Here is a 25,729-nt window from a genome sequence, read left to right as displayed (position 1 = left end):
AAAGTTCATATAAGTATTTCGTTTAACGAAATTTATTAAACATAATAATACAAGCCATAAATTTAATAATACAAGCCATGAAAAAAGTATCAAAAAAAGAACTAAAAAATTTAGTTTATCAAGTTAATGGTGCTGCCATTGAAGTTCATAAATCATTAGGTCCAGGATTGTTAGAATCCGTTTATCATCAATGTTTATTAAAAGAATTTGAATTAAGAAACATTAAATATATTTCTGAAAATCCAGTTCCAATTGTATATAAAGGTCATTTTTTAGAAACAAAATTGAGATGCGATTTTTTAATTGAGGATGTTTTAGTTGTAGAACTAAAGTCGGTTTCAGAAGTTAATTCCATATTTGAAGCACAAATATTGACTTATATGAATTTATTAAAAGTTCCAATTGGTTTATTAATAAATTTTAATGTGAATAATATTTTTTATGATGGTCAGCAAACTTTTGTAAATGAAATTTATAGATTATTACCAGAATAGATTTTAATTTTAAAATATAAGTCATATAAGTTTAAAATTTAAATAATAAAATCACTTAAATTTACGAAGTAAAAACTTAAACCTACTTTATAATGTTTTGATAAACAGAAAAAGCTTATATGACTTATATGGTTAACAAAAACACATTCTACTCTAACGGGAAACTCCTAATTACTGGAGAATATTTGGTCTTAAATGGTGCCAAAGCTTTAGCCTTGCCAACGAAATTTGGTCAGTATTTACGCGTTTCTTCGTGTGTAGAAAAAAAAATATTTTGGACCAGTTTGGATGCTGACAAAAGCGTTTGGTTTGAAACTGAATTCACTTTCGATGAGATTCGTACGGCTAAAAATTTTCAAGAAGAACATCTCATAAAACATATTTTAGTTGAAATTTTACATCAAGCCCATCTTCAAAATCCAAATTTTTTAACGTCGGAAACGGGATATATTATTGAAACAGAAGTCACATTTCCAAGAAATTGGGGCTTAGGAACATCTTCTACTTTAATAAATAATATTGCACAATGGTTACAAATTGATGCGTTTGAATTATTAAGGAAAAGTTTTGGTGGTAGCGGTTATGATATAGCTTGCGCCAGTAATAATTTTCCAATTACGTATCAATTAGATGAAAACGAAAAACCCATTGTTGAGGTTGTTGATTTTTATCCTAAATATAAGGAAAACATTTATTTTGTATATTTAAATAAAAAACAAAACAGCCGTCACGCGATTCAAAATTATATGAATAAGCAACAGTTTTTAACCAAAAAAACAGCAACTATTTCTGAGATTACGAATAGAATGCTGCTTTCGCCAAATTTAGAAACGACCAAAGATTTATTAGTGCATCACGAAATTATATTAAGCGATATTTTAGAATTAGAAACCGTAAAAGAACGTTTGTTTTCTGATTTTAATGGAACTATTAAAAGTTTAGGCGCTTGGGGAGGCGACTTCGTTATGGTACTCTCAAAAGAAAACCCAACGCATTATTTTCAATCTAAAGGGTACGAAACTATTTTAACATATGATGAAATGATTTTAGTTTAATTTATTTAATAAAAAATCATTATTTTTACATAAGTAATTCATTAATAAGCATATATATAAAAAAAATAATTTTATGAAAAAGTTACTTTTTATTTTATTTATTTTCGTTTCATTATTTTCATCTTGTTCAGAAGAAAACGCACCTACTGAGGAAACTCAAAATGAACCTAACAAAGTTTTACTGCTTAAAGTAGATTATTTAACAAATACGTTTCAGGGCGGGAAAGAAACTACGTATGCCGAAAATTCAAATTCATTTACTATTTCACATCAATCTGTTCCAGCTGCTGACTTTGGAAATATTAAGTTGAAATATGATGAAATTAATCAAATTCTTTTTGATGGAAATATTGTTTGGATGGGTTTAGGACAAATTAATTATCCACAAAATATGCTTGCGGCCAATCAATTTCAAATAGTCCTAACAGATGATATTATTTTTCCTACTACAAGCTTCAATCATATTTTACCACAACCAAATTTAGGAAATAACTACAATCAGGTTTGGATGGCTGTGCAAAACTTAGTAAAAGTTAGACAGTATTTAATTTCAAATCCAACTGGAGTAGTACATTTATATCTTTATACACCAAGTGTTGGATTCGGAAATCCTGCAGATTGGAAATGGATTATTTTAATGAAAAATTAGTTTGATTATAAGTCTAATTTTATAAATCTATAACCTAAAATTGTTTCTAATTTTTCACTTGAAACAATTTTTCCAACATTTGTTTCATTTTTTGTGAATATTGGAGCAGTCAAATGGAACTGTTTAGCTTTTTTGCTATAATAGTTTTTCCTTGTCGGATGATTGGGTGCTACCGCATTGAAAGTTTCATTCCAAAAGTTTTGTTTCAGTATTTCGCTAATAATCTCAATACAATCTGCTTGATGAATTAAGTTTATCGGAGCTTCCGGATTAGCAACATTGGTTTTTCCAGTTAACATTTTTACAATGTTTCTGTCTTCTCCAATTAAACCACCAAAACGAATTATTGTGGTTTGAAAATTAGAATTATTTCGTAACAAATTTTCAACTTCCACCAATTGTTTTCCGCTTTCTGTATCTGGGTGCAAAACACTTTCTTCTGTAACGGTTGAAATAGTAGCAGTATCAGCATATACGGATGTAGAACTAATAAAAATCACTTTTTCAATAGTAGAATTCTCCATAAATGGAAGTAAGGTTTTTATTTTATTTACAAACGTTTTTTCAGAAGTAGCTTCTGTAATTTTTCTTAGCCCTGGCGGAATATCAATAATTAAAATGTCAGAATTGTACAAAAAATCAGAAATAGATTCGCTAATTTTATGTTCAGTAAGTTCCAATAAATAGGGTACTATTTTATTTGATTTCAAAACAGCTAATTTATTTTCAGTAGTGGTAGAGCCTTTTACTTCAAAACCAATTTCAATTAATTTTTTAGCTAAAGGGAAACCTAACCAGCCGCAACCTAATATAGATACTTTCATTTTATTTTTTTACTAATACATAACTTTCATTTTCCACCGCCAAATAACCTTGGTCGTACACAAAATAATAAACATTCCCAGTTTTTGTGGTATATATAGAGGTTATTAATTCAAAATCAAAACCTTTACTAATTAATTTATTTTTTGTGGTTTTGGTTTTTTCTTCGGGGTTTAATTCGGTTAAAATTCGATAATTTTTGCGCAATTTGTTGTTTATATTTCGCATCAAATTGGTTTGATCTTTATTCATTTTATTGTTGTAGGCGTTTCTGCAACCATCGCTGCAAAACTTTTTATCTTCTCTTCCTACAATTTTATCTTGACATTCTAAACACGTTTTATTCATAACATTTTTATTTGAGGTCCAATAAAAGTAGTAAAAAAATAGAAATATTGAATGCTTTTAGATTTTTTATTTTCCATTTACAAACGACAACAAACAATTACAATCGATTTTAAATGAATAACAACCGAATAAACTTTTTTTCTTGCACATCTTTGCACTGTCGAAATGAAACAACGAGTTCAGTCGATACACAAATTTTAATTAATATAAACATTTAAATTTTACACGCCATGAAAAACAGAGTACAATTAATCGGACATGTAGGTCAAGAACCAGAAATCAAAAACTTAGAATCTGGAAAAGTAGCCAATTTTACCATCGCTACGAATGAAAATTACACCAACGCTAAAGGTGAAAAAGTAGAACAAACCGAGTGGCACAGAATTTCTGCTTGGGGAAAAACAGCAGAAATTGTGGAAAAATTAATCGCAAAAGGAGCTCACGTGGCTTTGGAAGGTAAATTAACACATAGAAGCTACGACGACAAAGAAGGAAACAAACGTTTTATCACGGAAGTGATTGCGAACGAATTGGTATTATTAAGCAAATAAAAATCACATTACAACGCTAAGATTTTTTAAATTATTTAAATTTATTAAATCTGCGTTTCAAAAAATTAAATAACAAAAAAATAAATTTTACACGCCATAAAACAAGCGTTTTTCCTAAGCTAAAACTTAACGAAACGCGAAATAAATAAACAATTAAACATATAAGCCTTATGAAAAATTCAGTACAATTAATCGGAAATGTGGGTCAAGAACCAGAAATCAAAAACCTTGAAGGAGGAAGAAAATTAGCAAACATAAATATCGCCACGAACGAAGTATATTATCGAGAAAATGGCGATAAAGTAGAACAAACCCAATGGCACCGTGTAACGGCTTGGGGAAAAACGGCAGAAATTATTGAAAAATATGTAACCAAAGGAAAAGAAATTGCCATTGAAGGCAAACTAGCTCACAGAAGTTACGACGACAAAGACGGAAACAAACGCTACATCACAGAAGTAATTGCAAATGAAATTTTGTTAATCGGTAAATAAGTTTGTTATGCAAGTTAGTGTATTTTCTATCCGAATAGATCCTGCATTTTTAGAGCAAGATCAACAAACATTAAATACTTTTTTACAAACAGTAATATTTAAAAAATCCAGCACCCAATTTTTGGAAAGCGAGCCGGCGCATTGGTCTGTTATTGTTCATTATGAAACTGAGCAACAGGAGAAACCTATACGATTAGAACGAAAGTCGTACGAAGATTTACTTCCGAAGGACAAACAAGTTTACGGGTACTTAAATCAATGGAGAACTGAAAAATCAGAAAAACTAAATCAGAAGAAATTTATGATTTGTCATAATTCTGAATTAATTGATTTAGCTTTATATAAGCCGAGTAATTTAGACGAATTACAACAGATTAAAGGTTTTGGAAAACAAAAAGCAGACAAATTTGGCGAAGATATTTTAGCGATTTTGAATGCCGTTTAAATTTTGAAGGATAAGAAGAGTACTTATTGGTGCTCTTCTTATTCATTCATTAAACGTTCAAATTCTTCAAAAAACAAACCTAAATGATATCCGTCTATTAATCCGTGATGCACATAAACGGCCATTGGAATTTTTTTCACCCCGTTTTCATCTGTCATTTTTCCAAATGAAAATTTCGGACAACTATCAGGCATTGAAAAACTTCTAGAATGAGAAATTGAAGTAAAATTTACCCAAGGTAAAGCCGAAAAATGAATAATATTTTCATTATATTCTTTAGTAAAAAGTCCGGTTGTGTTTTGGACTCTAATTGCTTCGTTAGTATAGTTTTTGATAAAAATAGCAAGGTTTTCATCGTATTCTATTTCTGAAAAACCAAACGTTTTATCATCACGTAAAATAGTAGCAGACGCGTTAATTTTATCAAAAATATACACATTTTCATTTTCTATTCGAAACCTAAAATTTTCAATTTTATTTACGGCAACTATGGTTTTGTGTAAATAATATACAAAAAAACTTACGCCTAAATCTTTAGCTTTATGATAGGCATTTGTGCAATCAAATTGAATAGTAGTCCCAAAAAAAGGTTCTTCAAATTTGCTAAAAAATTCAAAGTGCTCTTTTCGGTTCCAAGTTGTGATGTCAATCTTTTGCTTCATTACACTAAGGTTAAAATATCTATTATTTGGGTAACCGATTTAAAGTTGTTATGCTGAATTTCAAAATCAATTTTTTCGTATTCCCAAGTCGTATGATACGGAATATGAATAGCTTGTCCGCCAATATTTAACACAGGTAAAACATCTGATTTCAAGGAATTCCCAATCATTAAAAAATCTTCTACTTGGCAATCTAAACGGGCTAACATTTTTTCGTAATCCAACTCGGTTTTGTCGCTCATCACTTCAATATGATGAAAATAAGCACCAATTCCCGAATCGTGTAGTTTTCTATGTTGGTCTTTTAAATCGCCTTTTGTGGCAACGACCAATTTATATTTTCCTTGCAATTGTTCTAAAACTTCGGTGATGTTTGGTAATAGTTCTACTGGTTTTTGCAATAAATCTTTTCCAATAGCTAAAATTTGCTCAATACCTTTACCCGAAATTTGATGATTAGTTAATTCCAAAGCGGTTTCAATCATAGATAACGTAAACGCTTTGATACCAAAACCATACAACGGCAAATTGTTGACTTGATGATTCAAAATTAATCCTAAAATTTCTTGATGTGAAGCATAATCTTGAAACAATACACAAAAACGTTCTTGTGCCTCATCGAAATAAGGTTCATTGTGCCAAAGGGTGTCGTCTGCATCAAATGCGATTATTTTTGGATTCATACTAAGAAATCATAGCACCATTAATCACGCCTTCTGAACTAGTGCTGAGAGAAGTCGAAGTATCTGGATTTACGAAAACCAATTTGCCTTCCGCAGTATTGGTTAATAATAACATACCTTCGCTTTCTACGCCTCGTAATGCTCTTGGGGCTAAGTTGACTAAAACCGTTACACGTTTTCCAATGACTTCTTCTGGCGTAAAATGCTCTGCAATTCCAGAAACGATGGTTCTTACATCAATTCCGGTATCTACTTTTAAAACTAACAATTTGTTAGCTTTTGGCATTTTTTCTGCTTCGATAATGGTTCCAATTCGTAAATCTACTTTGGCAAAATCTTCAAATGTGATGATTTCTTTTTGCGGTTCTGCTTTTGCGTTTTCCACTTGATTGGCGGTTTTAGTTGCTTCTAATTTATCTAATTGTTTTTGAATTTCGGCATCTTCTATTTGAGCAAACAAAATTTCAGCTTGACCAATTTGATGTCCAGGTTTTGTCAAATTCCAATTTTCAAATTCCAAATTCCAATTATTGACTTTAATATCTAATATCTTGCACAATTTAGCAGAAGTAAACGGTAAAAATGGTTCTGAAAGTATGGCTAAAGCTGACGCAATTTGCAACGCTACATACATTTGAGTTTGTACTCTTGCCGGATTTTCTTTCACCATTTTCCAAGGTTCTTCGTCGGCTAAATATTTGTTTCCTAAACGGGCAACGTTCATTAATTCGCCTAATGCTTCTCTGAAACGGTAACGTTCAATCGAACTTGAAATTACGGCTGGATACGCTTTTAACTCTGCTAAAGTTTGTTTGTCAACTTCAGAAAATTCATTTGGCGTTGGAACAATTCCGTCGTAATACTTATTAGTCAACACCACAACACGATTGATGAAATTACCAAAAATCGCAGCTAATTCATTATTATTTCTGGCTTGAAAATCTTTCCAAGTGAAATCGTTGTCTTTTGTTTCTGGAGCATTAGCAGTCAAAGCATAACGCAACGAATCTTGTTTATCTGGGAAATCTTGTAAATATTCGTGTAACCAAACTGCCCAGTTTTTAGAAGTCGATAATTTATTTCCTTCTAAATTCAAAAATTCATTTGCAGGAACATTATCAGGTAAAATATAACTTCCTTCCGCTTTTAACATCGCTGGGAAAATGATACAATGGAATACAATATTGTCTTTCCCAATGAAATGAACCAATTTTGTATCGGCATCTTTCCAATAGGGTTCCCAGTCTTTTCCTTCACGAGCCGCCCATTCTTTGGTTGCGGAAATGTAACCAATAGGCGCATCAAACCAAACGTATAATTTTTTTCCTTCGGCTCCTGGAACAGGCACATCAATTCCCCAATCTAAATCACGGGTAACGGCTCTTGGTTCTAAACCACCATCAACCCACGATTTTACTTGTCCGTAAACATTGGGTTTCCAGTCGTTTTTATGACCTTCTAAAATCCATTCTCTTAAGAACGATTCGTAACGATTTAAAGGTAAAAACCAGTGTTTTGTCGATTTTAAAATCGGCGTTTCACCTGTAATAGTCGATTTCGGATTGATTAAATCGGTTGCATTTAAAGTCGAACCACATTTTTCACATTGGTCGCCATACGCTTCTGGGTTGTCGCACTTTGGACAAGTTCCAGTAACGAAACGGTCTGCTAAGAATTGGTCTGCTTTTGCGTCGTATAATTGTTCGGTAGTTTCTTCGATGAAATCGCCGTTATCGTATAATTTTTTAAAAAATTCCGAAGCTGTTTTATGATGTATTTCTGAAGATGTTCTCGAATAATTATCAAAAGCAATTCCAAAATCTAAAAAAGATTGACGAATAATTCCGTCATATTTATCAATTACTTCCTGTGGCGTGATGCCTTCTTTCTTAGCTTTCATTGAAATTGCTACACCGTGCTCGTCGCTTCCGCAAATGAAAGCCACGTCTTTTCCTTGTAATCGTAAATATCTTGAATATATATCAGAAGGCACATAAACTCCTGCTAAATGCCCAATATGAATGGGTCCATTGGTGTAAGGAAGTGCTGCTGTAATGGTATATCTTTTCGGATTTTCTAACATAATTTTTTGTTTTAACGCAAAGGTGCAAAGTTTTTCGCAAAGCTTCACAAAGTAATTTTGAGTTTTTCGCTAAAGCGATTTCAAATTTTTAAAGTACAAATGTCGTGAAAATTATAATTTATTCACAACTCGTCTAATACCTTCTTTCAAAAGAACGGAATTAAAGTTTAAAAGTAAGCCTAATTTAAAGTTGCCAAGCCTTAAATAAGTTAAAGTTTGGGCAAAATGAAGTTCGGAAAGCATTTCAACACTTTTTAACTCTATAACTAGTTTATCTTCGACTAATAAATCAATTCGATAGCCACTCTCAAGTTTAACTTCTTCGAAAATCAATGGAATTGATTTTTCTTTCTCAACTTTTAAACCCGCTTGTTTGAGTTTGTAGTACAAGCATTCTTTATATACATTTTCAAGTAAACCTGGACCTAATGCATTATGAACTTCTATTGCGATTCCGATAACTTTATTTGATATTTCATTTTCTGTCATTTTTCTTTTTTCCTTTGCGAAAAACTTCTAAACTTTGCGTTATATTTGAAATAACTAAAACGCTAATTTTAAGATTGCTAAGTTTATTTATGAAGTTAATATGTTTATAAATTAATACAAAAATAATTCATTTGATAGGAATAGACGAATTTTTCTGTTCAAATTCCTTATTTTTGAATTCTTATTTATATTTCTATGATTATACCACAATTTTTAAAGGCAGCAGATACTGTCGCTATTGTTTGTACAGCAAGAAAATTTTTTCCTGAAGATGCCAAACCAGCTATTGATTTGTTAGAATCTTGGGGATTAAAAGTGAAATTAGGAAACACAATTGGTTTAAATAATTGCCAATTAGGAGGAACAGATACCGAACGTGCAGCAGATTTTCAAGCACAATTAGATGATGAAAACGTAAAAGCCATTTGGTGCGCTCGAGGTGGATATGGTACGGTTAGAATTATAGATGCGTTAGATTTTACCAAATTTAAGAAACATCCTAAATGGATTATGGGGTTTTCAGATGTAACGGTTTTGCATAGTCAATTGAATATAGAACGTGTGGCAACCTTGCATTCTATAATGCCGTTTACTGTTCCTACAGCACCAGAAGTAGTTAAAGAAACCTTACGAAAAGCACTTTTTGGAGAAACTATTTCGTATTCAATTCCTTCGAAAAGTTATGATGTAAAAGGAACTGCTTCGGGCGAATTGGTTGGCGGAAATATTTCTATTTTGTACAGTTTATTAGGTTCAAAATCAGCAATTGATACAAAAGATAAAATTCTTTTTATTGAAGATTTGGACGAATATTTATATCACATTGATCGAATGATGTACAATTTAAAACGTAATGGTTATTTCGAAAATGTAAAAGGAATTATAGTAGGAAGTATGACGGATATGCACGATAATGAAATTCCGTTTGGGCAAAATGAAGTACAAATTATTACAGAAATTGCTAAAGAAAATCGTATTCCAATAGCATTTCAATTTCCAGCCGGACATCAATCGGATAATCGTACATTAATTCTTGGTCAACAAGTAGCATTTGAAGTAAATGAAAAAGAAATCAAATTAAAATTTGATTAAATAACAATATAAATAAATCCCAAATTCCAATCTTGAAACTTACTTTTGGAATTTGGAATTTTATTTTTGGGATTTTAACTATGGCAGAACACAACGAATTAGGAAAGCTTGGTGAAGAGCTGGCTGTAGATTTTTTAGTAAAAAACGGCTATGATATCTTAGAAACCAATTGGGTATTTCAAAAAGCAGAAGTTGATATTATCGCACAGAAAGGTGATATATTGGCTGTAATTGAAGTTAAAACACGCTCTTCATTAGATTATGGTTTACCGCAAGATTTTGTAAAGCCCAAAAAAATTCAACTTTTAGTAAAAGCCATAAATGAATACGTGATTGCCAATGATTTAGACGTTGAAGTTCGTTTTGATATTATCGCTATTCACGCAACTGGTACATCATTTGACATAGAACATTTAGAGGCGGCTTTCTTTTATTTCAACAATTAGTTATAATAATAAAATTTGGATTTATATATTTGTATGTAAATAAACCCCAAATTTTATGAAAACAGTAGCCTCAGTTGTTGAAAAACACCTAAAAACCAAGCCCTTTTTATTGAGTTCTTTATCTGAAGGAATTATCAATTTAACCTCTTTAGCCCGAATTATTATGCCTGAAATTGAATTGTATTTAGGTAAAGATATTAAGCAGGGCGCTGTAGTAATGGCGTTAAAAAGAATTTCCGAAGAACTTGATTTTAAAATTAATCACAAAGTATCTAGAGTATTACAAAATATTGGAGAAATTACAGTTCGTTCTTCTCTAACAGATTATACCTATGAAATTTCTGATACTTTATTAGAAAATCAAACCAAGTTAATGTTTGAGATAAAAACGAATAAAAATTTATTCTACACTTCATCTCGTGGTGTCAATGAAACAAATATTGTGGTAAGCTCAGAAATTAATGATGTGGTAGAATCTTGTTTAAAATCTGAAAAATTAATAAGTAAAAACGAAAATTTATCTTCTATAACGGTAAAATTACCTCATGAAAACGTATCTGTTCCTGGTGTATATTATTATATATTTCAATCGTTAGCTTGGGAAGGTATTGTTATTGATGAAGTAATTTCTACTTCTAATGAATTTACCATCGTAGTTAACGAAAACCAAATTGATTTGGCGTTTAGCGTAATAAAGGATTTAAAAAAAATAGGCTAGTCATTGACTAGCCTATTTTTTATTCTTCTTTTTTAGCATCCATTACCCAAGTATCCATAAAGGCCGTGGTGTAATTTCCTGCCACATAATCTGGATGATCCATTAATTGTCTGTGGAACGGGATTGTGGTTTTTATACCTTCAATATGAAATTCGTCTAATGCACGTTTCATTTTGTTAATAGCTTCTTGTCTGGTTTGAGCTGTTGTAATTAACTTTGCAATCATCGAGTCGTAATTTGGTGGAATCGTATAACCAGCATAAACATGCGTGTCTAAACGAACTCCGTGTCCGCCTGGCGAATGTAATACCGTAATTTTTCCCGGTGAAGGGCGGAAGTCGTTATACGGATCTTCTGCGTTAATTCTACATTCAATTGCATGTAATTGTGGAAAATAGTTTTTACCAGAAATTGGAATTCCAGCAGCTACCATAATTTGTTCTCTAATTAAATCATAATCTACTACTTGTTCTGTAATTGGGTGTTCTACTTGAATACGTGTATTCATTTCCATAAAGTAGAAGTTTCTATGCTTGTCCACTAAAAACTCTACTGTTCCAGCACCTTCGTATTTTATATATTCTGCTGCTTTTACTGCTGCAGTACCCATAGCTTCACGTAATTCATCTGTCATAAATGGAGAAGGAGTTTCTTCCGTTAATTTTTGATGACGACGTTGAACAGAACAATCTCTTTCAGATAAGTGACATGCTTTACCATAAGCATCACCCACAACCTGAATTTCAATATGTCTTGGTTCTTCAATTAATTTTTCTAGATACATGCCGTCATTTCCAAAAGCTGCGGCAGATTCTTGTCTTGCACCTTCCCAAGCTTTTAATAAATCTTCTTGTTTCCATACAGCACGCATACCTTTTCCACCACCACCAGCTGTTGCTTTTAGCATGACTGGGTAGCCAAATTCAGCTGCTAATTTCTCAGCTTGTTCGTAAGATTCTAAGATACCTACTGAACCAGGTACACAAGGCACACCAGCTTCAATCATAGTTGATTTAGCTGAAGCTTTATCGCCCATTCTGTCAATCATTTCAGGTGAAGCACCAATAAATTTAATATTGTGTTCTTGGCAAATTTTCGAAAATTTTGCATTTTCAGAAAGGAAACCATAACCCGGATGAATGGCATCAGCATTTGTAATTTCAGCTGCAGCGATAATATTAGACATTTTCAAGTAAGATAAATTACTTGGCGGTGGTCCTATACAAACGGCTTCGTCAGCAAATTTAACATGTAAACTTTCGGCGTCAGCGGTAGAATAAACAGCAACTGTTTTAATTCCCATTTCTCTACAAGTACGAATAACGCGTAGAGCAATTTCACCTCTATTGGCAATTAATATTTTTTTAAACATATTTTTGTTTTAAAAATTCAATAAACAAATTCCAAATTCCAAAACCTAAAAATAAACTTTTTTTGGAATTTGGAATTTAAAATATTGGAATTTAAAATAATTATGATGGATCAACTAAAAATAAAGGTTGGTCAAATTCAACTGGTGAAGAATCATCAACTAATACTTTTACAATTTTACCTGAAATTTCAGATTCAATTTCGTTGAATAATTTCATGGCTTCAACTACACATACTACATCACCTTTGCTAATAGTACTTCCTACTTCAACAAACATTGGTTTGTCTGGAGCTGGTTTTCTGTACAATGTACCAATCATTGGTGATTTAATTGTAATGTATTTAGAATTATCTTCTACAGCAGTCTCAACAGGTGCCGCAGCAGCAGGAGCGATTGCAGCAGGAGCTACAGGAGCCGCTTGCTGAATTGCTTGTTGCATAGGTGCTTGTTGCACATAAGTAATATCTTGAGAATTTCCTTCTAAAGTAGTTCTAATAGTAATTTTTACATCGCCCGTTTCTAATTTTACTTCTGCTACTCCAGAATTAGATACAAATTTGATTAGGTTTTGAATTTCTTTTAAATCCATAATTAAGTTGTTTTAGTTATAGTTTGTTTTTATTAATATGCCCATTTTAAATAGATAGATCCCCAAGTGAATCCACCTCCAAATGCTGCAAAAATTAAATTATCTCCTTTTTTAAATTTATCTTCAAAATCTGCTAAAAGCAAAGGCAATGTGGCAGAAGTAGTATTTCCGTATCGATGAATATTGACTAGCACTTTAGATTCATCCACATTCATTCTGCTTGCAGTGGCGTCAATAATTCTTTTATTTGCTTGATGTGCAATTAACCAATTCACATCATCGTGCGATAAGTTATTGCGTTCCATAATTTTTTCACTTACATCAGCCATTCCTGAAACAGCGTGTTTGAATACGGTTTTTCCATCTTGAAATACAAAATGTTGTTTGTTTTTAATGGTTTCTTCAGATGGAGGCAAAATAGAACCTCCGGCTTCAATTTTTAAAAACTCTCTTCCAATTCCGTCCGATTTTAAAATTTCGTCTTGTACCCCTAATCCTTCATAATTAGGTTCAAACAAGGCAGCACCGGCGCCATCACCAAAAATGATGCAAGTAGCACGGTCAGTATAATCAATTATAGACGACATTTTATCGGCACCAATAAGTAATACTTTTTTATATTTTCCAGATTGAATGTAAGCAGAAGCGGTTGACATACCAAAAAGAAAACTTGAACAAGCGGCTTGCAAGTCGTAAGCAAAAGCATTTGTGGCACCGATTTGCGAGGCTACATATACTCCAGTTGCTGCTACAGGCATATCTGGCGTGGTAGTTGCCATAATTACCAAGTCAATTTCTTTTGGGTCTAATTTTGCTTTTTCTAAGAGGTTTTGAGCAGCTTTAATAGCAAGGTAAGAGGTTCCTTCGCCATCTAATTTTAAAAGCCTTCTCTCTTTTATTCCGGTTCTGGATGTAATCCATTCATCATTGGTATCAACCAAAGTTTCTAGAACCTGATTTGATAATACATATTCTGGTACATACGAGCCAATTGCAGTAATTGCGGCAGTAATTTTATTCATATGTTTTTAATGTTATTTTTTTTGGTAACATATGTGTCGCTATTTCTTTGTGATTTTCTTTCGAAGCACACAGTGTTTATGGCGATTTCATAAATAAATAATTTTCTTTGCAACTTTATGTGCGTAAAGAGGCGAAAATTACGAATTATTTCGGAATTTTCTAAAAATACAATTAGATAATTTTCATTAAAATAAAAAAAACCCTCACGCAAGTGAGAGTTTCTCAATAATTTTAATGGAATTATAACATTGCTTCAGTCTTGTCAATAACAACTTGACCTCTATAATACATTTTACCTTCATGCCAGTATGCTCTGTGGTATAAGTGAGCTTCACCGGTTACTACGCAAGTTGCAATTTGTTGTGCAGATGCTTTGTAGTGTGTTCTTCTTTTGTCTCTTCTAGTCGATGACTGTCTACGTTTAGGATGTGCCATTTTATTCTATTTTTTATCCGTTAATAGTTTTTTTAAACCTTCCCATCTTGGGTCTATTTCTTTAATCTCTTGTGCTTTTGTTTCTTTTGGAGAAAATTTTTCTAAATTTTGTAATGCTTCTGATTGTAAAGTTCCATCTTTTATTCCGGTGTGTATTCTTTTGGATGGAACCGATAAAACCATCATTTCATAACAATATTGTGCTACGTTTACTTGAAATTCATCATGAGGCAAAATGATAAATTCATCATTGTCATCATTAAATTCTTCGCCAAATCTAACTATGAGTTTCATTTTTCCTTTAATAGGTAAATCAAAATCTTCGTTTGTTAAATCGCAAGGAACATTTATAATTCCTTTGTGCGAAAAATTGAGTTCAAGCATGTTGCTTTTTTTCTCTAATACTACATTCATTTTGATGTTAGAATCGTTAAATTCATCATAGCCAAAATGAGTAAAGAACGTATTGTTTACTTGAAATTCAAACTGGTGTTTACCCAGTTTTAATCCTGAAAATGGGATTAAAAATTCTTTTAATATATCCATAACATCAGTTTTTCCCTTTTTATAAGGGTGTGCAAAGATACAAAAATATTGGAATTACAATAATTTTCTTTGCTTTTTTTTAAATTAAACTTTACTTGTTCCTTTTTTCAAAGGGTTGTTGGTTAATTCGACATATTCCATTCTATTTTTATAGATGTCTATAGCGCTGTAAACGGCTTCTCTAAAAGAACTTTCGTTGGCTATATTTTTTCCTGCAATATCAAAACCTGTTCCATGATCTGGCGAAGTTCTTACTTTATTTAAACCTGCTGTAAAATTTACACCTTCACCAAATGACAGGGTTTTAAAAGGAATTAATCCTTGGTCGTGATACATCGCAACTACCGCATCGTAATTTTTATATTGGTTGGAACCAAAAAAACTATCTGCTGAAAACGGACCAAAAACTTGTATGCCACTTTTAAAAATTTTCTCTAAACTTGGTTTCACAATTTCATCATCTTCTTTGCCAATTACACCATTATCGCCGCTATGAGGATTTAGTCCTAACACCGCAATTTTTGGTTTGTTTATTTTGAAATCGGCAATTAAACTATGATTAATAGTGTTGATTTTTTTCTCAATTAATGTAGTATTTATATGTTTTGATAATTCTGCAATGGGAATATGGTCGGTAATTAATCCTACTTTTATGTCTTCATGAACCATAAACATTAGGGCTTCCCCTTCAAGTTGTTCGTTTAAATAATCAGTATGGCCGGCAAATTTATAATCTTCCGCTTGAATGTTGTATTTATTTATTGGCGCTGTCACTAAAACATCAATTTGGTTGTTTTTTAAAGCCGTTGTAGCTGCTTGAAACGATTTTATGGCGTATTTACCAATTTCTTCATCCAATTTGCCGTTTTCTAAATTAACACCTTCGCGCCAAACATTTAGTACATTAATTTTACCCAAAACAATCTGATCCAGTTTATCAATTCCTTGTATGAATGCAGTTAAATTATAGTTTCTTTTTAAAAAAGAAACAATTTTAGCATTGGCAAAAATCACTGGCGTGCAGATGTCTAACATTCGGGTATCTTCAAATGTTTTTAATATTACTTCTGGTCCAATGCCGTTCATGTCTCCAATAGAAACACCAACAATTATATTTTCCGAATGTTTTACCATTTTTATTTCTTAATTTTGATGCAAATTTATAAAAATAAACCGTCATATGTTTACAGGAATCATAGAATCTATCGGAATAATTTCAGATATTAAAAAAGATCAGGGAAATGTACACTTAACAATTCAAACAAATATTACGAATGAATTAAAAATTGACCAAAGTGTGGCACATAATGGTGTTTGTTTAACCGTTGTAGAAATTTTTGACAACAAACACGTAGTTACAGCTATTCAAGAAACAATTAATAAAACCACTTTAGGTTTGTGGAAAATTGGCGACAAAGTAAATATTGAAAGAGCCATGAAATTAGGCGACAGATTGGACGGACATATCGTACAAGGCCATGTAGACCAAACCGCAGTTTGTTCAACTATTCAAGAAAAAAGTGGTAGTTGGGAATTTACTTTTGAATACGACACGGCTTTAAATAATATTACTATCGAAAAAGGTTCAATAACAGTCAATGGAACCAGTTTAACAGTTGTAAATTCAGCTAAAAACAGTTTTAGCGTGGCCATTATTCCATATACCTACGAACATACTATTTTTCATACTTTTGAAATTGGCACAAAAGTAAATTTAGAATTTGATGTAGTGGGAAAATATATTGCTAGAATGTATGAATTAAGAGGGTAGCTTTTTTTCGAAAACAAGAAACCCTTGTAAATACTGATACTTACAAGGGTTTTGTTGTGGTCCCACCTGGTATTATTTTCGTTAAATTAATAAAATTTAGTATTAATAATCAAATAGTTACAGATAAAAAAAGGGTGTTTGTAAAGTTGAACAAGTGGTTTTGCTTAACCATTTGCTCAACTTTTTATTTAATATTTTTTCTGGTGAAGGATAAATAATTAAATTGATTTTCTAACTCTAAAACTACCTGAACCAGCCATTGTTTGGGAGTATAAATTAAAATCAGTTATATTTATATTGCCACTAAATGTTCCGACGTAAAAATCTCCAACTTCTGTTAAGATTACTTTTGTATTATTACATGTAATATAATAATTTCCTGAAATTAAACCAAAGATACAATTATTAGTAGTTCCTACACTATTGTTTATGCCAAGCAAACTAACGCCGCAAGTAGTTGTATTATTAGCCGGGTTATTATGGTTCATTAATAAATTAACTTCAGAACCGCTTTGATTTGGTTGAGCAATCATGCAAAGGAGGCCACCATCTAAATTGCTACTATAATTTTTGCCGTCAAATGTGAAATTAAAATAAACATTGTTATCTGTGTTAGTATCTGTATTATTATCTTCAGATGAACTACAAGAAATGAGTAACAAACCCATAGTAAATATTAATAGTATTTTTTTCATAATGTATTAAATTTAATAAAATCTCAAAATTACAATTTTACAAAGCTAATTATAAATTCTTCAATAACCAATTTTCAATAACCAATTTGACAATAAATTATTCTTTAAAACCCCTAACAAAAAAAGTTGAGCATAAGGTTTTGCTCAACTTTTTGCTCAACTTTTTAATAAGAAACCCTTGTAAATACGGATACTTACAAGGGTTTTGTTGTGGTCCCACCTGGGCTCGAACCAGGGACCACCTGATTATGAGTCAGGTGCTCTAACCAACTGAGCTATAGGACCTCTATTGGAGGTGCAATATTACTACTATTTTTATTTGCAAGCAAATCTTTTTTTAATCGATTTAAAAAATAGGTCTAACGTTCTTTAAATCAATCTATTTTATTTCTTGACAAAGTTCAATTAACACACCGTTTGTGGTTTTCGGATGCAAAAAAGCCACTAATTTATTGTCGGCTCCTTTTTTTGGTGTTTCATTTAAAACAGTAAAACCTTCCAGCTTTAGTCGTTCTATTTCTGCATAAATATCTTCCACATCAAAAGCGATATGATGAATGCCTTCGCCTTTTTTCTCTAAAAATTTTGCAATCGGGCTGTCTTCATTTGTGGCTTCTAACAATTCAATTTTATTTGGACCGCACATAAAAAAAGATGTTTTTACACCTTCACTAACCACTTCTTCTGTCTTGTAAGCGGCTTGTCCGAAAAGTTTTGAAAACAATTCATTTGAATTTTCTAAATTATGAACGGCTATGCCAATATGTTCTATTTTTCTCATTTTTACACGAATTAATATGCAAAAATAAACATTCATAAATGTATTTCTGCTTATTTTGTGAGTAAAAATTGTATTTTTGCCCAATGGAAACAAATAGACAAAAAAAAATTGGCGCATTATTGCAAACTGACTTAGTAGATATTTTACAAGGAGAGATTAGAAAAAATTCAATTTCTAATTTAATAATTTCTGTTTCTAAAGTAAATGTAACTTCAGATTTATCTATCGCAAAGGTGTATTTAAGTGTTTTTCCTTCCGAAAAAGGACCAGAATTGTTAGCTGCTATAAAAAGTAACGCACCTTTAATTAAACACGATTTATCGCAACGTGTAAAATTGCAATTAAGACGTGTGCCGAATTTAATTTTCTTCATTGATGATAGTTTGGACTATATTGAAAAAATTGACAATGCACTTTCAAGAAAAGAAAACCCAATTGAAAATCCAGATTTATTAGAAAAACGAAAAAAATCATAATTTGAATTTTCCGTTCTACATAGCCAAAAGATACGCGTTTAGTTTATCTAAAACTACCGCCATAAATGTGATTACGTTTATTGCTTCTTTTGGAATTATTGTTGGTGCAATGGCGCTATTTGTAGTACTTTCTGTTTTTAGTGGTTTGCGAGATTTTAGTTTAAGCTTTACCAATGCAACCGATCCCGATTTACGAATTGAAACCCTTGCAGGAAAATCTTTCTTCATTTCTGAAAAACAAGAAGCTCAGTTACAGTCTTCAAAAGAATTTACTAAATACACAAAAATTGTAGAAGAACGCGCCTTGTTTTATTATAAAAATAAAGAGCAAGTGGCCTATTTAAAAGGTGTTGATGCCAATTTTTGTAAGGTCAATGCATTTGATACCTTATTATATGCTGGCGATTGGCTGGAACCAAATACCAATCAAGTAGTGGTAGGATCTAGTATTTCCAGAAAATTAACTTTAGGGCTTTTTGATTTTAACAACATTTTAGAAGTCTATATTCCTAAACCAGGTTCTGGATTGATAGAAAATCCAGAGGACGCCTTTAATAAATCGCCTTTACTAACATCAGGAATTTTTCAGATTAACGAAGAGATTGATGAAAAATACATTTTTTGCTCTATTCCATTGGCACAAGGTTTATTAAATTATAAACACAATCAGTTAACTAACATCGATTTTAAACTCGCACCAAATGTATCGGAAACAGATGCAATAGAAACCATTAATAAAATATTTCCAAATCAAGTAAGAGTAAAAAACAGAGCGCAATTAAATGACGCTTTGTATAAAATGTTAAATACCGAAAACATTGTGGTGTATCTTATTTTTACATTGGTAATTATTATTGCGTTATTCAATTTAATTGGTGCGATTATTATGATGATTATTGAAAAGAAAAACAATTTAAAAACCTTATACAATTTAGGTACAGAAATTAAATACTTAAAAAACATTTTCTTGTTTCAAGGAAATATCATTTCTATTTTCGGAGGAATTATTGGGTTAATTTTAGGGATAATTGTCATCTTAATTCAGCAACAATTTGAATTAATAATGATAAATTCAACGTTAGCCTATCCTGTTCTTTTCGAAGCTAAAAATGTTATACTTGTATTTTTCACCATTGTAATTTTAGGATTTATAGCTTCTAAAATTGCTAGTAGTACCGTAACCAAAAAATTATTAGAATGAGAAAAATTGTAATCGTATTAATAGGATTAGTTTTATTCGGATGTAAATCGAAACAAATAACAAATCAAAAGAATCAAGAATCTGAAATTAATTTAATTTTAAATAATTGGCATAAAGCTGCTGCTGAAGCAAATTTTAATTCGTATTTTGATGCGATGGCGGATGATGCTATTTTTATAGGGACTGACGCTACAGAAAACTGGAATAAACCAGCATTTATACAATTTTCAAAACCCTATTTTGATAAAGGCAAAGCGTGGAATTTTACTACTTTAGAACGAAATATTTACTTTTCTTCGGATAAAAAAACAGCTTGGTTTGATGAATTGCTAAACACGCAAATGAAAATTTGTCGTGGTAGCGGCGTTTTGGTAGTTGACAAAAATGGAAATTGGAAAATCAAACAGTACGTGTTATCAATGACCATTCCAAATGATCATACAGATGAAGTTGTGAAAATAAAATCGTTAATTGAAGACAAGGAAATAGAGAAACTAAAAAACAAAACTAAATAATGATTTGTCAATCTGAACTTGTTTCAGATTCTACTTAATTTTTTTAGAATCTGAAACGAGTTCAGATTGACAAAAAAAGTGGTTTATTTATAAATCGTTGCTTTCAAATTCTTAAACATATCAACGGTCATATTTTCTATGTTAAAATCGTTTTTCCAACCCCAATCTTTTCTTGCTGCACTATCGTCAATACTCGCTGGCCAACTATCCGCAATTTTCTGACGGAAATCGGGCTCGTAAGTAATTGTAAAATCTGGATAATGTTTCGTGATTTCTGCTGCCAATTCTTTCGGAGTAAAGCTCATTCCAGATAAATTGTACGAAGAACGAATTTTAATTTCTTCTGCATCAGCTTGCATAATACTAATTGTAGCTTTTATCGCATCGTCCATATACATCATAGGTAAAGCAGAATTTTCAGATAAAAAACTCGTAAATTTCCCATCAGTAATTGCTTTGTGATAAATATCCACAGCATAATCAGTTGTTCCTCCACCGGCTTCCGTACTCCAACTAATTAGTCCAGGATAACGAATGCTTCGAATATCCACACCATATTGTTTATGATAATATTCTGCCCAGCGTTCGCCTGTTTGTTTTGAAATCCCGTATACGGTACTTGGCTCCATAATGGTATATTGTGGTGTGTTTTCTCTTGGAGTTGTAGGTCCGAAAACAGCAATACTTGACGGCCAAAATATTTTTTTTATTTTTCCTGCTTTGGCTAAATTTAAAACGTGAAATAACGAATTCATATTCAAATCCCAAGCAAAAGCGGGGTTTTTTTCGGCAGTTGCAGATAATAAGGCAGCCATTAAATACACATCAGTAATGTGATATTTTTCAATTAATTGCTCTATCTGATTGTAATCTAACGCATTTACTACTTCAAAAATGCCGTTATTTACTACGTCATTTTCTAATTTTCTAATATCGGAAGCAATTACATTTTCCACACCATATGTGGCACGTAATTTAGAAGTAAGTTCGGTACCTATTTGACCACAAGCGCCAATAATTAGTATTTTAGTTTGCATAGTTAGTAGTTTTGTCTTACAAATATAAAATATTGACAATAATAACCCATTATTTTGTTCTTTTTTTTCGAATTTCGTAAAAACCACCTATTCAGATTATTAATTATTTATTTCACGTAATTTTAAAAAAAATCGTATAAACATTTGTAAATTTGCCACTCTTAATTGTAAAAAATGAATTTTTTTAAACTTCTTATAGTATCCGTTTTCAGCAGTCTTTTGTTTTTTTCTTGTAAACAAAATGACGAGCAAGTACTACTTGTCGAAAAAATGGAGAAAAAAAATCGAGAATCTTTTGAACAAATTAATAAAGCTTGGCAGTTGAATATTCCTATAACCAGTACAGAAGTACGAGACGTTTTAAATCAATGGCAAGATTGGAAAAATTTTGAAGAAGAACTTCAACAAAAACCAAAATCATCTATTAGCGCATTTAAACACAAAGTTTTAAATTTAGTTGCAAAATCTTCTGCTTTACATACAAATGTACCTGCAAATTTTAATATCCCTCAAGTACGAAGCAGAATTGTGGCGTTACAAACTAAAATTTTAGCATTAGACACCTATTTTTCTTTAGATGTTGTGCCGCACGAAAAAGTGCAAAATTTAATTGCAGCCATTAATAAAGAATTGAATGCTTTTTATATGCAATGCGAAGAAATTGTGATTAAAAATAGAATTCCAACTGAAATTGGTGAGCCAAAAATCATAAGTATTAGTGATACCACAAGAAATGCTAAAGTTGTTAATTTTGACGAATTAGAACAAAAAGAAATTTCAAAAAAGAAGTAATTTTGGCAAAAGGCAAAGGGCAAAAGGAGTACTATTATTTATAAAATACATACTATAAATTGAGCAAATCAGAAATCATTCAAAAATATCAGCAACATCCAAAAATCGGACAAATTGCTGAATTTTTTGCGTCCAGAAAAAAAATAAATGCTACTGGTTTGGTAGGTTCTTCACTTTCATTTGTGATTGATGCTTTATTTAAAAAATCGGAACTTCCTTTTTTATTATTGTTTAATGATAAGGAAGAAGCAGCCTATTATTTGAATGATTTAGAAGCGTTAATTAACAACCAAGACGTGTTATTTTATCCTGGTTCTTATCGTCGTCCCTACCAAATTGAGGAAACAGATAACGCCAACGTTTTATTACGCGCTGAGGTTTTAAACAGAATTAATTCTCGAAAAAAACCAGCCATTATTGTTTCGTATACAGATGCTATTTTTGAAAAAGTAGTTACGCGAAAAGAATTAGATAAAAACACCTTAAAGGTTAGTGTTAACGATAAATTATCTATCGATTTTATTAATGAAACGCTTTTTGAATATCATTTTAAACGTGTCGATTTTGTGTCTGAACCTGGTGAATTTTCTGTTCGAGGTGGAATTATAGATGTATTTTCATTTTCAAATGATGTGCCATATCGAATAGAGTTTTTTGGTGACGAAATTGACAGCATTCGAACATTTGATATTGAAACGCAATTGTCTAAAGAAAAAGTTACAAAAATTTCCATTATACCTAATGTTGAAAATAAAATATTACAAGAAAAACGAGAAAATTTCTTAGATTATATTTCTGAAAAAACCGTTATTGTGCTTCAAAATACCGATTTGTTAGGTGGAAAATTAGACCGATTATTCGAAAAAGCAAAAGAAGCTTATTCGAAACTAACACTAACGATTCATCACGCCAAACCGGAAGAATTATTCGTAAATCAGGAAACATTTTTAAAACGCGCCTTAGATTTTTCGATAATCGAATTAGATAAAAATCCAGTTTTCAAATCCGAAAAAATCTTCGAATTTTATACGCAGCCACAGCCTTCATTCAACAAACAATTCGATTTGTTGATGAATAATTTAAACGATAATTTCCATAACGGAATTAAAAATTATTTATTTTCATCGAATGAAAATCAAGCCAAAAGATTCAAAGAAATTTTTAAAGATATAGATGAAGATGCGGCCATTGATGTAAAAGATAAATATGAAAACATTGTTTTTCCGTTATTTTCTGGCTTTATCGATTCGGAGTTGCAAATTGCCTGTTACACAGACCATCAAATTTTCGAAAGATATCATAAATTCTCCATCAAAAACAATGCATCTAAAAAACAAACGGTAACTCTAAAAGAGCTAACTGCTTTATCTATTGGTGATTATGTTACCCATATCGATCACGGAATTGGAAAATTTGGAGGCTTACAAAAAATTCAAGTAGAAGGTAAAACCCAAGAAGCTATTAAATTGGTGTATGCCGATAACGATATTGTGTATGTGAGTATTCATTCATTACATAAAATTTCAAAATACACGGGAAAAGAAGGTACTGCACCAAAAATTTATAAATTAGGAAGTGGTGTTTGGAAAGCATTAAAACAAAAAACAAAAGCACGTGTAAAGCACATTGCTTTCAATCTAATTCAGTTGTACGCAAAACGTCGTTTGGATAAAGGATATGCTTTCGGACCCGACTCATATATGCAAAAAGAATTAGAAAGTTCTTTTATTTACGAAGATACGCCCGACCAAATTACAGCCACACACGACGTAAAAATGGATATGGAAAACGATCGTCCAATGGATAGATTGGTTTGTGGCGATGTGGGTTTCGGAAAAACAGAAGTCGCTATTCGTGCCGCGTTTAAAGCGGTTGATAATGGAAAACAAGTCGCCATTTTAGTGCCAACAACAATTTTGGCGTATCAACATTACCGAACTTTTGTAGATAGATTAAAAGATATGCCTGTATCCGTTAGCTATTTGAACCGATTTAGAACTGCCAAACAAAAAGCGGAAACGTTAAAAGGTTTGGAAGAAGGAAAAATAGATATCGTAATTGGAACACATCAATTGGTGAATAAAAATGTAAAATTCCGCGATTTAGGCTTACTTATTGTCGATGAAGAACAAAAATTCGGAGTCAATGTAAAGGATAAATTAAAAACCATTGCCGCAAATATTGACACGCTTACTTTAACCGCCACACCCATCCCAAGAACCTTACAGTTTTCATTAATGGCAGCTCGCGATTTATCAGTAATTACTACACCGCCGCCAAATAGATATCCGATTGAAACCAACGTTATTCGCTTTAGCGAAGAAACCATTCGTGATGCTATTTCTTATGAAATTGAACGTGGCGGACAAGTATTTTTCATCAATAATCGTATCGAAAACATTAAGGAAGTTGCCGGGATGATTCAGCGATTGGTTCCTAATGCAAAAGTAGGAATTGGTCACGGACAAATGGATGGCAAAAAACTGGAAGAATTAATGCTTGCCTTTATCGAAGGCGAATTTGATGTTTTGGTGGCCACAACTATTATCGAAAGTGGCTTAGACGTACCCAATGCAAACACGATTTTTATTAATAATGCCAATAATTTTGGACTTTCAGATTTGCATCAAATGCGAGGCAGAGTAGGGCGCAGCAATAAAAAAGCATTTTGTTATTTTATTACACCACCCGAATCTGTTATGACGGATGATGCCAGAAAACGAATCAATGCCTTAGTACAGTTTTCAGAATTAGGTAGCGGGTTTAATATTGCGATGAAAGATTTAGAAATTCGTGGTGCAGGTGATTTGTTAGGTGGCGAACAAAGCGGTTTTATTAATGAAATTGGTTTTGATACGTATCAAAAAATTATGAACGAAGCCATTGACGAATTAAAAGAAAATGAATTTGCCAATTTGTACGAAGAAGAAAACGATATTGAAACCAAAGAATTTGTAAAAGAATTTCAAATTGATACCGATTTTGAATTGCTGTTTCCAGACGAATACATCAATAATATTTCGGAGCGATTGAGTTTGTATAATGAATTAGGTTCTGTGAAAAATATTGCAGAATTAGAATCTTACGAAAAACGTTTAATTGACCGATTTGGTGCTTTACCCAAAGAAGCGATTTCTCTATTAAATAGTGTTCGAATCAAATGGAAAGCCAAACAAATTGGATTAGAACGCTTAATTTTGAAACAAAATAAAATGGTTGGGTATTTTATTGGCGACCAACAATCTAATTTTTACCAAAGTAATCGTTTTATGAATGTAATGAAATTTGCACAACAAAACGGAAATTTATGTAAAGTAAAAGAAAAAGAAACCAAAAACGGATTACGACTTTTAATCACTTTTGAAAACGTAAAAAGCATTCACAAAGCTTTAGAATTAATAGAAATGATATAATCTTAAAAAAGTAATGTTCATTTTTCAAAAAAAAAACTTATTTTTACACGTT

Annotated in this window: 30 protein-coding genes and 1 tRNA gene; 15 read left to right on the top strand and 16 right to left on the bottom strand. The window is 31.6% G+C overall.

Features of this window, described 5'->3' with window-relative positions; all coding sequences use genetic code 11:
• The first annotated feature begins 77 nt into the window (after positions 1-77).
• From ACIQ16_RS01865 to ACIQ16_RS01855, 3 genes are all read left to right on the top strand, one after another.
• Positions 78-494 carry a GxxExxY protein gene (locus tag ACIQ16_RS01865; RefSeq protein ID WP_396148294.1) on the top strand — a complete coding sequence of 139 codons (417 nt, stop codon included), beginning with the start codon at positions 78-80 and terminating at the stop codon, positions 492-494.
• A gap of 128 nt (positions 495-622) precedes the next feature.
• Positions 623-1,549 carry a GYDIA family GHMP kinase gene (locus ACIQ16_RS01860; protein WP_396148314.1) on the top strand — a complete coding sequence of 309 codons (927 nt, stop codon included), beginning with the start codon at positions 623-625 and terminating at the stop codon, positions 1,547-1,549.
• Between the two features lie 73 nt (positions 1,550-1,622).
• Positions 1,623-2,198 (top strand): hypothetical protein, encoded by a 576-nt coding sequence (locus tag ACIQ16_RS01855; RefSeq protein WP_396148293.1) that lies wholly within the window; start codon positions 1,623-1,625, stop codon positions 2,196-2,198.
• A 5-nt stretch (positions 2,199-2,203) separates the two neighbouring features.
• Here ACIQ16_RS01855 and ACIQ16_RS01850 read toward each other — a convergent pair whose 3' ends face one another.
• Positions 2,204-3,022, bottom strand: coding sequence for an NAD(P)H-binding protein (locus ACIQ16_RS01850; RefSeq protein ID WP_396148292.1), 819 nt, complete (start codon positions 3,020-3,022; stop codon positions 2,204-2,206).
• A 1-nt stretch (position 3,023) separates the two neighbouring features.
• Entirely contained in the window at positions 3,024-3,368 is a 345-nt protein-coding gene (locus tag ACIQ16_RS01845) for a hypothetical protein (RefSeq protein WP_396148291.1), read from the bottom strand.
• Positions 3,369-3,598: 230 nt separating this feature from the next.
• Here ACIQ16_RS01845 and ACIQ16_RS01840 point away from each other — a divergent pair, with 230 nt between their 5' ends.
• The 3 genes from ACIQ16_RS01840 to ACIQ16_RS01830 all read left to right on the top strand — a co-directional run bounded on the left by ACIQ16_RS01840 (position 3,599) and on the right by ACIQ16_RS01830 (position 4,858).
• Positions 3,599-3,919 carry a single-stranded DNA-binding protein gene (locus ACIQ16_RS01840; protein WP_396148290.1) on the top strand — a complete coding sequence of 107 codons (321 nt, stop codon included), beginning with the start codon at positions 3,599-3,601 and terminating at the stop codon, positions 3,917-3,919.
• 170 nt (positions 3,920-4,089) lie between these two features.
• The gene (locus ACIQ16_RS01835; RefSeq protein WP_396148289.1) at positions 4,090-4,413 is read left to right on the top strand and encodes a single-stranded DNA-binding protein; all 324 of its coding nucleotides are present in this window, start codon (positions 4,090-4,092) and stop codon (positions 4,411-4,413) included.
• Positions 4,414-4,420: 7 nt separating this feature from the next.
• Positions 4,421-4,858: an HRDC domain-containing protein gene (locus ACIQ16_RS01830; RefSeq protein ID WP_396148288.1), complete on the top strand. Its 438-nt coding sequence runs from the start codon at positions 4,421-4,423 to the stop codon at positions 4,856-4,858.
• A gap of 38 nt (positions 4,859-4,896) precedes the next feature.
• On the opposite strand, the gene ACIQ16_RS01825 is transcribed toward ACIQ16_RS01830, so the two are convergent.
• From ACIQ16_RS01825 to ACIQ16_RS01810, 4 genes are all read right to left on the bottom strand, one after another.
• Positions 4,897-5,520, bottom strand: a complete 624-nt coding sequence (locus ACIQ16_RS01825; protein WP_396148287.1) for a CatA-like O-acetyltransferase — start codon at positions 5,518-5,520, stop codon at positions 4,897-4,899.
• Positions 5,520-6,203, bottom strand: a complete 684-nt coding sequence (locus ACIQ16_RS01820; RefSeq protein WP_396148286.1) for an HAD family hydrolase — start codon at positions 6,201-6,203, stop codon at positions 5,520-5,522. Before ACIQ16_RS01820 ends, ACIQ16_RS01825 begins: the two co-directional genes overlap by 1 nt.
• A gap of 1 nt (position 6,204) precedes the next feature.
• Entirely contained in the window at positions 6,205-8,286 is a 2,082-nt protein-coding gene (gene metG / locus ACIQ16_RS01815) for a methionine--tRNA ligase (RefSeq protein WP_396148285.1), read from the bottom strand.
• 111 nt (positions 8,287-8,397) lie between these two features.
• The gene (locus ACIQ16_RS01810) at positions 8,398-8,775 is read right to left on the bottom strand and encodes a GxxExxY protein (RefSeq protein ID WP_396148284.1); all 378 of its coding nucleotides are present in this window, start codon (positions 8,773-8,775) and stop codon (positions 8,398-8,400) included.
• Between the two features lie 195 nt (positions 8,776-8,970).
• Here ACIQ16_RS01810 and ACIQ16_RS01805 point away from each other — a divergent pair, with 195 nt between their 5' ends.
• The 3 genes from ACIQ16_RS01805 (at position 8,971) to ACIQ16_RS01795 (ending at position 11,031) form a co-directional block, all read left to right on the top strand.
• A complete protein-coding gene (locus tag ACIQ16_RS01805; RefSeq protein ID WP_396148283.1) occupies positions 8,971-9,867 on the top strand; it encodes an LD-carboxypeptidase in 897 nt (298 codons plus the stop codon).
• Positions 9,868-9,947: 80 nt separating this feature from the next.
• The gene (locus tag ACIQ16_RS01800) at positions 9,948-10,313 is read left to right on the top strand and encodes a YraN family protein (RefSeq protein WP_396148282.1); all 366 of its coding nucleotides are present in this window, start codon (positions 9,948-9,950) and stop codon (positions 10,311-10,313) included.
• A gap of 55 nt (positions 10,314-10,368) precedes the next feature.
• Positions 10,369-11,031, top strand: a complete 663-nt coding sequence (locus tag ACIQ16_RS01795) for an aspartate kinase (protein ID WP_396148281.1) — start codon at positions 10,369-10,371, stop codon at positions 11,029-11,031.
• A 19-nt stretch (positions 11,032-11,050) separates the two neighbouring features.
• Here ACIQ16_RS01795 and accC read toward each other — a convergent pair whose 3' ends face one another.
• The 6 genes from accC to pdxA form a co-directional block, all read right to left on the bottom strand.
• Positions 11,051-12,403 carry an acetyl-CoA carboxylase biotin carboxylase subunit gene (accC, locus tag ACIQ16_RS01790; RefSeq protein WP_396148280.1) on the bottom strand — a complete coding sequence of 451 codons (1,353 nt, stop codon included), beginning with the start codon at positions 12,401-12,403 and terminating at the stop codon, positions 11,051-11,053.
• A 100-nt stretch (positions 12,404-12,503) separates the two neighbouring features.
• The gene (accB, locus tag ACIQ16_RS01785) at positions 12,504-12,992 is read right to left on the bottom strand and encodes an acetyl-CoA carboxylase biotin carboxyl carrier protein (RefSeq protein WP_353147516.1); all 489 of its coding nucleotides are present in this window, start codon (positions 12,990-12,992) and stop codon (positions 12,504-12,506) included.
• A 32-nt stretch (positions 12,993-13,024) separates the two neighbouring features.
• Positions 13,025-14,014 carry a beta-ketoacyl-ACP synthase III gene (locus ACIQ16_RS01780; RefSeq protein ID WP_396148279.1) on the bottom strand — a complete coding sequence of 330 codons (990 nt, stop codon included), beginning with the start codon at positions 14,012-14,014 and terminating at the stop codon, positions 13,025-13,027.
• A 241-nt stretch (positions 14,015-14,255) separates the two neighbouring features.
• Entirely contained in the window at positions 14,256-14,450 is a 195-nt protein-coding gene (gene rpmF / locus ACIQ16_RS01775) for a 50S ribosomal protein L32 (RefSeq protein WP_166075583.1), read from the bottom strand.
• A 6-nt stretch (positions 14,451-14,456) separates the two neighbouring features.
• On the bottom strand, positions 14,457-14,996 hold the full coding sequence (locus tag ACIQ16_RS01770; protein WP_396148278.1) for a YceD family protein: 540 nt from the start codon (positions 14,994-14,996) through the stop codon (positions 14,457-14,459).
• A gap of 84 nt (positions 14,997-15,080) precedes the next feature.
• Positions 15,081-16,130, bottom strand: a complete 1,050-nt coding sequence (pdxA, locus tag ACIQ16_RS01765; RefSeq protein WP_396148277.1) for a 4-hydroxythreonine-4-phosphate dehydrogenase PdxA — start codon at positions 16,128-16,130, stop codon at positions 15,081-15,083.
• A gap of 46 nt (positions 16,131-16,176) precedes the next feature.
• Between pdxA and ACIQ16_RS01760 the strand changes: the two genes are divergently transcribed.
• Positions 16,177-16,767, top strand: coding sequence for a riboflavin synthase (locus tag ACIQ16_RS01760; protein ID WP_396148276.1), 591 nt, complete (start codon positions 16,177-16,179; stop codon positions 16,765-16,767).
• A 218-nt stretch (positions 16,768-16,985) separates the two neighbouring features.
• Here the strand turns inward: ACIQ16_RS01760 and ACIQ16_RS01755 are convergent, their stop codons facing one another.
• The 3 genes from ACIQ16_RS01755 to mce all read right to left on the bottom strand — a co-directional run bounded on the left by ACIQ16_RS01755 (position 16,986) and on the right by mce (position 18,243).
• Complete coding sequence (locus tag ACIQ16_RS01755) at positions 16,986-17,435, bottom strand: hypothetical protein (RefSeq protein WP_396148275.1); 450 nt, start codon at positions 17,433-17,435, stop codon at positions 16,986-16,988.
• Positions 17,436-17,673: 238 nt separating this feature from the next.
• Positions 17,674-17,747, bottom strand: a tRNA-Ile gene (locus ACIQ16_RS01750).
• Positions 17,748-17,841: 94 nt separating this feature from the next.
• Entirely contained in the window at positions 17,842-18,243 is a 402-nt protein-coding gene (gene mce / locus ACIQ16_RS01745) for a methylmalonyl-CoA epimerase (protein ID WP_396148274.1), read from the bottom strand.
• 83 nt (positions 18,244-18,326) lie between these two features.
• On the opposite strand from mce, the gene rbfA reads away from it, so the two are divergent.
• The 3 genes from rbfA to ACIQ16_RS01730 are packed head-to-tail and all read left to right on the top strand — an operon-like array spanning position 18,327 to position 20,435.
• On the top strand, positions 18,327-18,719 hold the full coding sequence (gene rbfA, locus ACIQ16_RS01740) for a 30S ribosome-binding factor RbfA (protein WP_291241634.1): 393 nt from the start codon (positions 18,327-18,329) through the stop codon (positions 18,717-18,719).
• 1 nt (position 18,720) lies between these two features.
• Complete coding sequence (locus ACIQ16_RS01735; RefSeq protein ID WP_396148273.1) at positions 18,721-19,920, top strand: ABC transporter permease; 1,200 nt, start codon at positions 18,721-18,723, stop codon at positions 19,918-19,920.
• Positions 19,917-20,435, top strand: a complete 519-nt coding sequence (locus ACIQ16_RS01730; RefSeq protein WP_353078639.1) for a nuclear transport factor 2 family protein — start codon at positions 19,917-19,919, stop codon at positions 20,433-20,435. The genes ACIQ16_RS01735 and ACIQ16_RS01730 overlap by 4 nt, the downstream gene beginning before the upstream one ends.
• Before the next feature lie 83 nt (positions 20,436-20,518).
• On the opposite strand, the gene ACIQ16_RS01725 is transcribed toward ACIQ16_RS01730, so the two are convergent.
• A complete protein-coding gene (locus ACIQ16_RS01725; protein ID WP_396148272.1) occupies positions 20,519-21,472 on the bottom strand; it encodes an NAD-dependent epimerase/dehydratase family protein in 954 nt (317 codons plus the stop codon).
• A gap of 270 nt (positions 21,473-21,742) precedes the next feature.
• Between ACIQ16_RS01725 and ACIQ16_RS01720 the strand changes: the two genes are divergently transcribed.
• Both ACIQ16_RS01720 and mfd read left to right on the top strand, forming a co-directional pair.
• Positions 21,743-22,264 carry a hypothetical protein gene (locus ACIQ16_RS01720; RefSeq protein WP_396148271.1) on the top strand — a complete coding sequence of 174 codons (522 nt, stop codon included), beginning with the start codon at positions 21,743-21,745 and terminating at the stop codon, positions 22,262-22,264.
• 59 nt (positions 22,265-22,323) lie between these two features.
• Complete coding sequence (mfd, locus tag ACIQ16_RS01715; protein ID WP_396148270.1) at positions 22,324-25,677, top strand: transcription-repair coupling factor; 3,354 nt, start codon at positions 22,324-22,326, stop codon at positions 25,675-25,677.
• Positions 25,678-25,729: the final 52 nt, after the last annotated feature.

The sequence above is a fragment of the Flavobacterium sp. genome (genome assembly GCF_044360715.1).
In the GTDB taxonomy this organism is placed as follows: domain Bacteria; phylum Bacteroidota; class Bacteroidia; order Flavobacteriales; family Flavobacteriaceae; genus Flavobacterium.
The sequence above is the reverse complement of the archived record's forward strand: the minus strand, read 5'-3'. Positions and strand labels throughout refer to the sequence as shown.

What these genes read in the sequence shown, in the direction of transcription:
- ACIQ16_RS01865 (WP_396148294.1), top strand. Translation starts at nt 78, where the DNA reads ATGAAAAAAGTATCAAAAAAAGAACTAAAAAATTTAGTTTATCAAGTT.
- ACIQ16_RS01860 (WP_396148314.1), top strand. Translation starts at nt 623, where the DNA reads ATGGTTAACAAAAACACATTCTACTCTAACGGGAAACTCCTAATTACT.
- ACIQ16_RS01855 (WP_396148293.1), top strand. Translation starts at nt 1,623, where the DNA reads ATGAAAAAGTTACTTTTTATTTTATTTATTTTCGTTTCATTATTTTCA.
- ACIQ16_RS01850 (WP_396148292.1), bottom strand. Translation starts at nt 3,022, where the DNA reads ATGAAAGTATCTATATTAGGTTGCGGCTGGTTAGGTTTCCCTTTAGCT.
- ACIQ16_RS01845 (WP_396148291.1), bottom strand. Translation starts at nt 3,368, where the DNA reads ATGAATAAAACGTGTTTAGAATGTCAAGATAAAATTGTAGGAAGAGAA.
- ACIQ16_RS01840 (WP_396148290.1), top strand. Translation starts at nt 3,599, where the DNA reads ATGAAAAACAGAGTACAATTAATCGGACATGTAGGTCAAGAACCAGAA.
- ACIQ16_RS01835 (WP_396148289.1), top strand. Translation starts at nt 4,090, where the DNA reads ATGAAAAATTCAGTACAATTAATCGGAAATGTGGGTCAAGAACCAGAA.
- ACIQ16_RS01830 (WP_396148288.1), top strand. Translation starts at nt 4,421, where the DNA reads ATGCAAGTTAGTGTATTTTCTATCCGAATAGATCCTGCATTTTTAGAG.
- ACIQ16_RS01825 (WP_396148287.1), bottom strand. Translation starts at nt 5,520, where the DNA reads ATGAAGCAAAAGATTGACATCACAACTTGGAACCGAAAAGAGCACTTT.
- ACIQ16_RS01820 (WP_396148286.1), bottom strand. Translation starts at nt 6,203, where the DNA reads ATGAATCCAAAAATAATCGCATTTGATGCAGACGACACCCTTTGGCAC.
- metG (WP_396148285.1), bottom strand. Translation starts at nt 8,286, where the DNA reads ATGTTAGAAAATCCGAAAAGATATACCATTACAGCAGCACTTCCTTAC.
- ACIQ16_RS01810 (WP_396148284.1), bottom strand. Translation starts at nt 8,775, where the DNA reads ATGACAGAAAATGAAATATCAAATAAAGTTATCGGAATCGCAATAGAA.
- ACIQ16_RS01805 (WP_396148283.1), top strand. Translation starts at nt 8,971, where the DNA reads ATGATTATACCACAATTTTTAAAGGCAGCAGATACTGTCGCTATTGTT.
- ACIQ16_RS01800 (WP_396148282.1), top strand. Translation starts at nt 9,948, where the DNA reads ATGGCAGAACACAACGAATTAGGAAAGCTTGGTGAAGAGCTGGCTGTA.
- ACIQ16_RS01795 (WP_396148281.1), top strand. Translation starts at nt 10,369, where the DNA reads ATGAAAACAGTAGCCTCAGTTGTTGAAAAACACCTAAAAACCAAGCCC.
- accC (WP_396148280.1), bottom strand. Translation starts at nt 12,403, where the DNA reads ATGTTTAAAAAAATATTAATTGCCAATAGAGGTGAAATTGCTCTACGC.
- accB (WP_353147516.1), bottom strand. Translation starts at nt 12,992, where the DNA reads ATGGATTTAAAAGAAATTCAAAACCTAATCAAATTTGTATCTAATTCT.
- ACIQ16_RS01780 (WP_396148279.1), bottom strand. Translation starts at nt 14,014, where the DNA reads ATGAATAAAATTACTGCCGCAATTACTGCAATTGGCTCGTATGTACCA.
- rpmF (WP_166075583.1), bottom strand. Translation starts at nt 14,450, where the DNA reads ATGGCACATCCTAAACGTAGACAGTCATCGACTAGAAGAGACAAAAGA.
- ACIQ16_RS01770 (WP_396148278.1), bottom strand. Translation starts at nt 14,996, where the DNA reads ATGGATATATTAAAAGAATTTTTAATCCCATTTTCAGGATTAAAACTG.
- pdxA (WP_396148277.1), bottom strand. Translation starts at nt 16,130, where the DNA reads ATGGTAAAACATTCGGAAAATATAATTGTTGGTGTTTCTATTGGAGAC.
- ACIQ16_RS01760 (WP_396148276.1), top strand. Translation starts at nt 16,177, where the DNA reads ATGTTTACAGGAATCATAGAATCTATCGGAATAATTTCAGATATTAAA.
- ACIQ16_RS01755 (WP_396148275.1), bottom strand. Translation starts at nt 17,435, where the DNA reads ATGGGTTTGTTACTCATTTCTTGTAGTTCATCTGAAGATAATAATACA.
- mce (WP_396148274.1), bottom strand. Translation starts at nt 18,243, where the DNA reads ATGAGAAAAATAGAACATATTGGCATAGCCGTTCATAATTTAGAAAAT.
- rbfA (WP_291241634.1), top strand. Translation starts at nt 18,327, where the DNA reads ATGGAAACAAATAGACAAAAAAAAATTGGCGCATTATTGCAAACTGAC.
- ACIQ16_RS01730 (WP_353078639.1), top strand. Translation starts at nt 19,917, where the DNA reads ATGAGAAAAATTGTAATCGTATTAATAGGATTAGTTTTATTCGGATGT.
- ACIQ16_RS01725 (WP_396148272.1), bottom strand. Translation starts at nt 21,472, where the DNA reads ATGCAAACTAAAATACTAATTATTGGCGCTTGTGGTCAAATAGGTACC.
- ACIQ16_RS01720 (WP_396148271.1), top strand. Translation starts at nt 21,743, where the DNA reads ATGGAGAAAAAAAATCGAGAATCTTTTGAACAAATTAATAAAGCTTGG.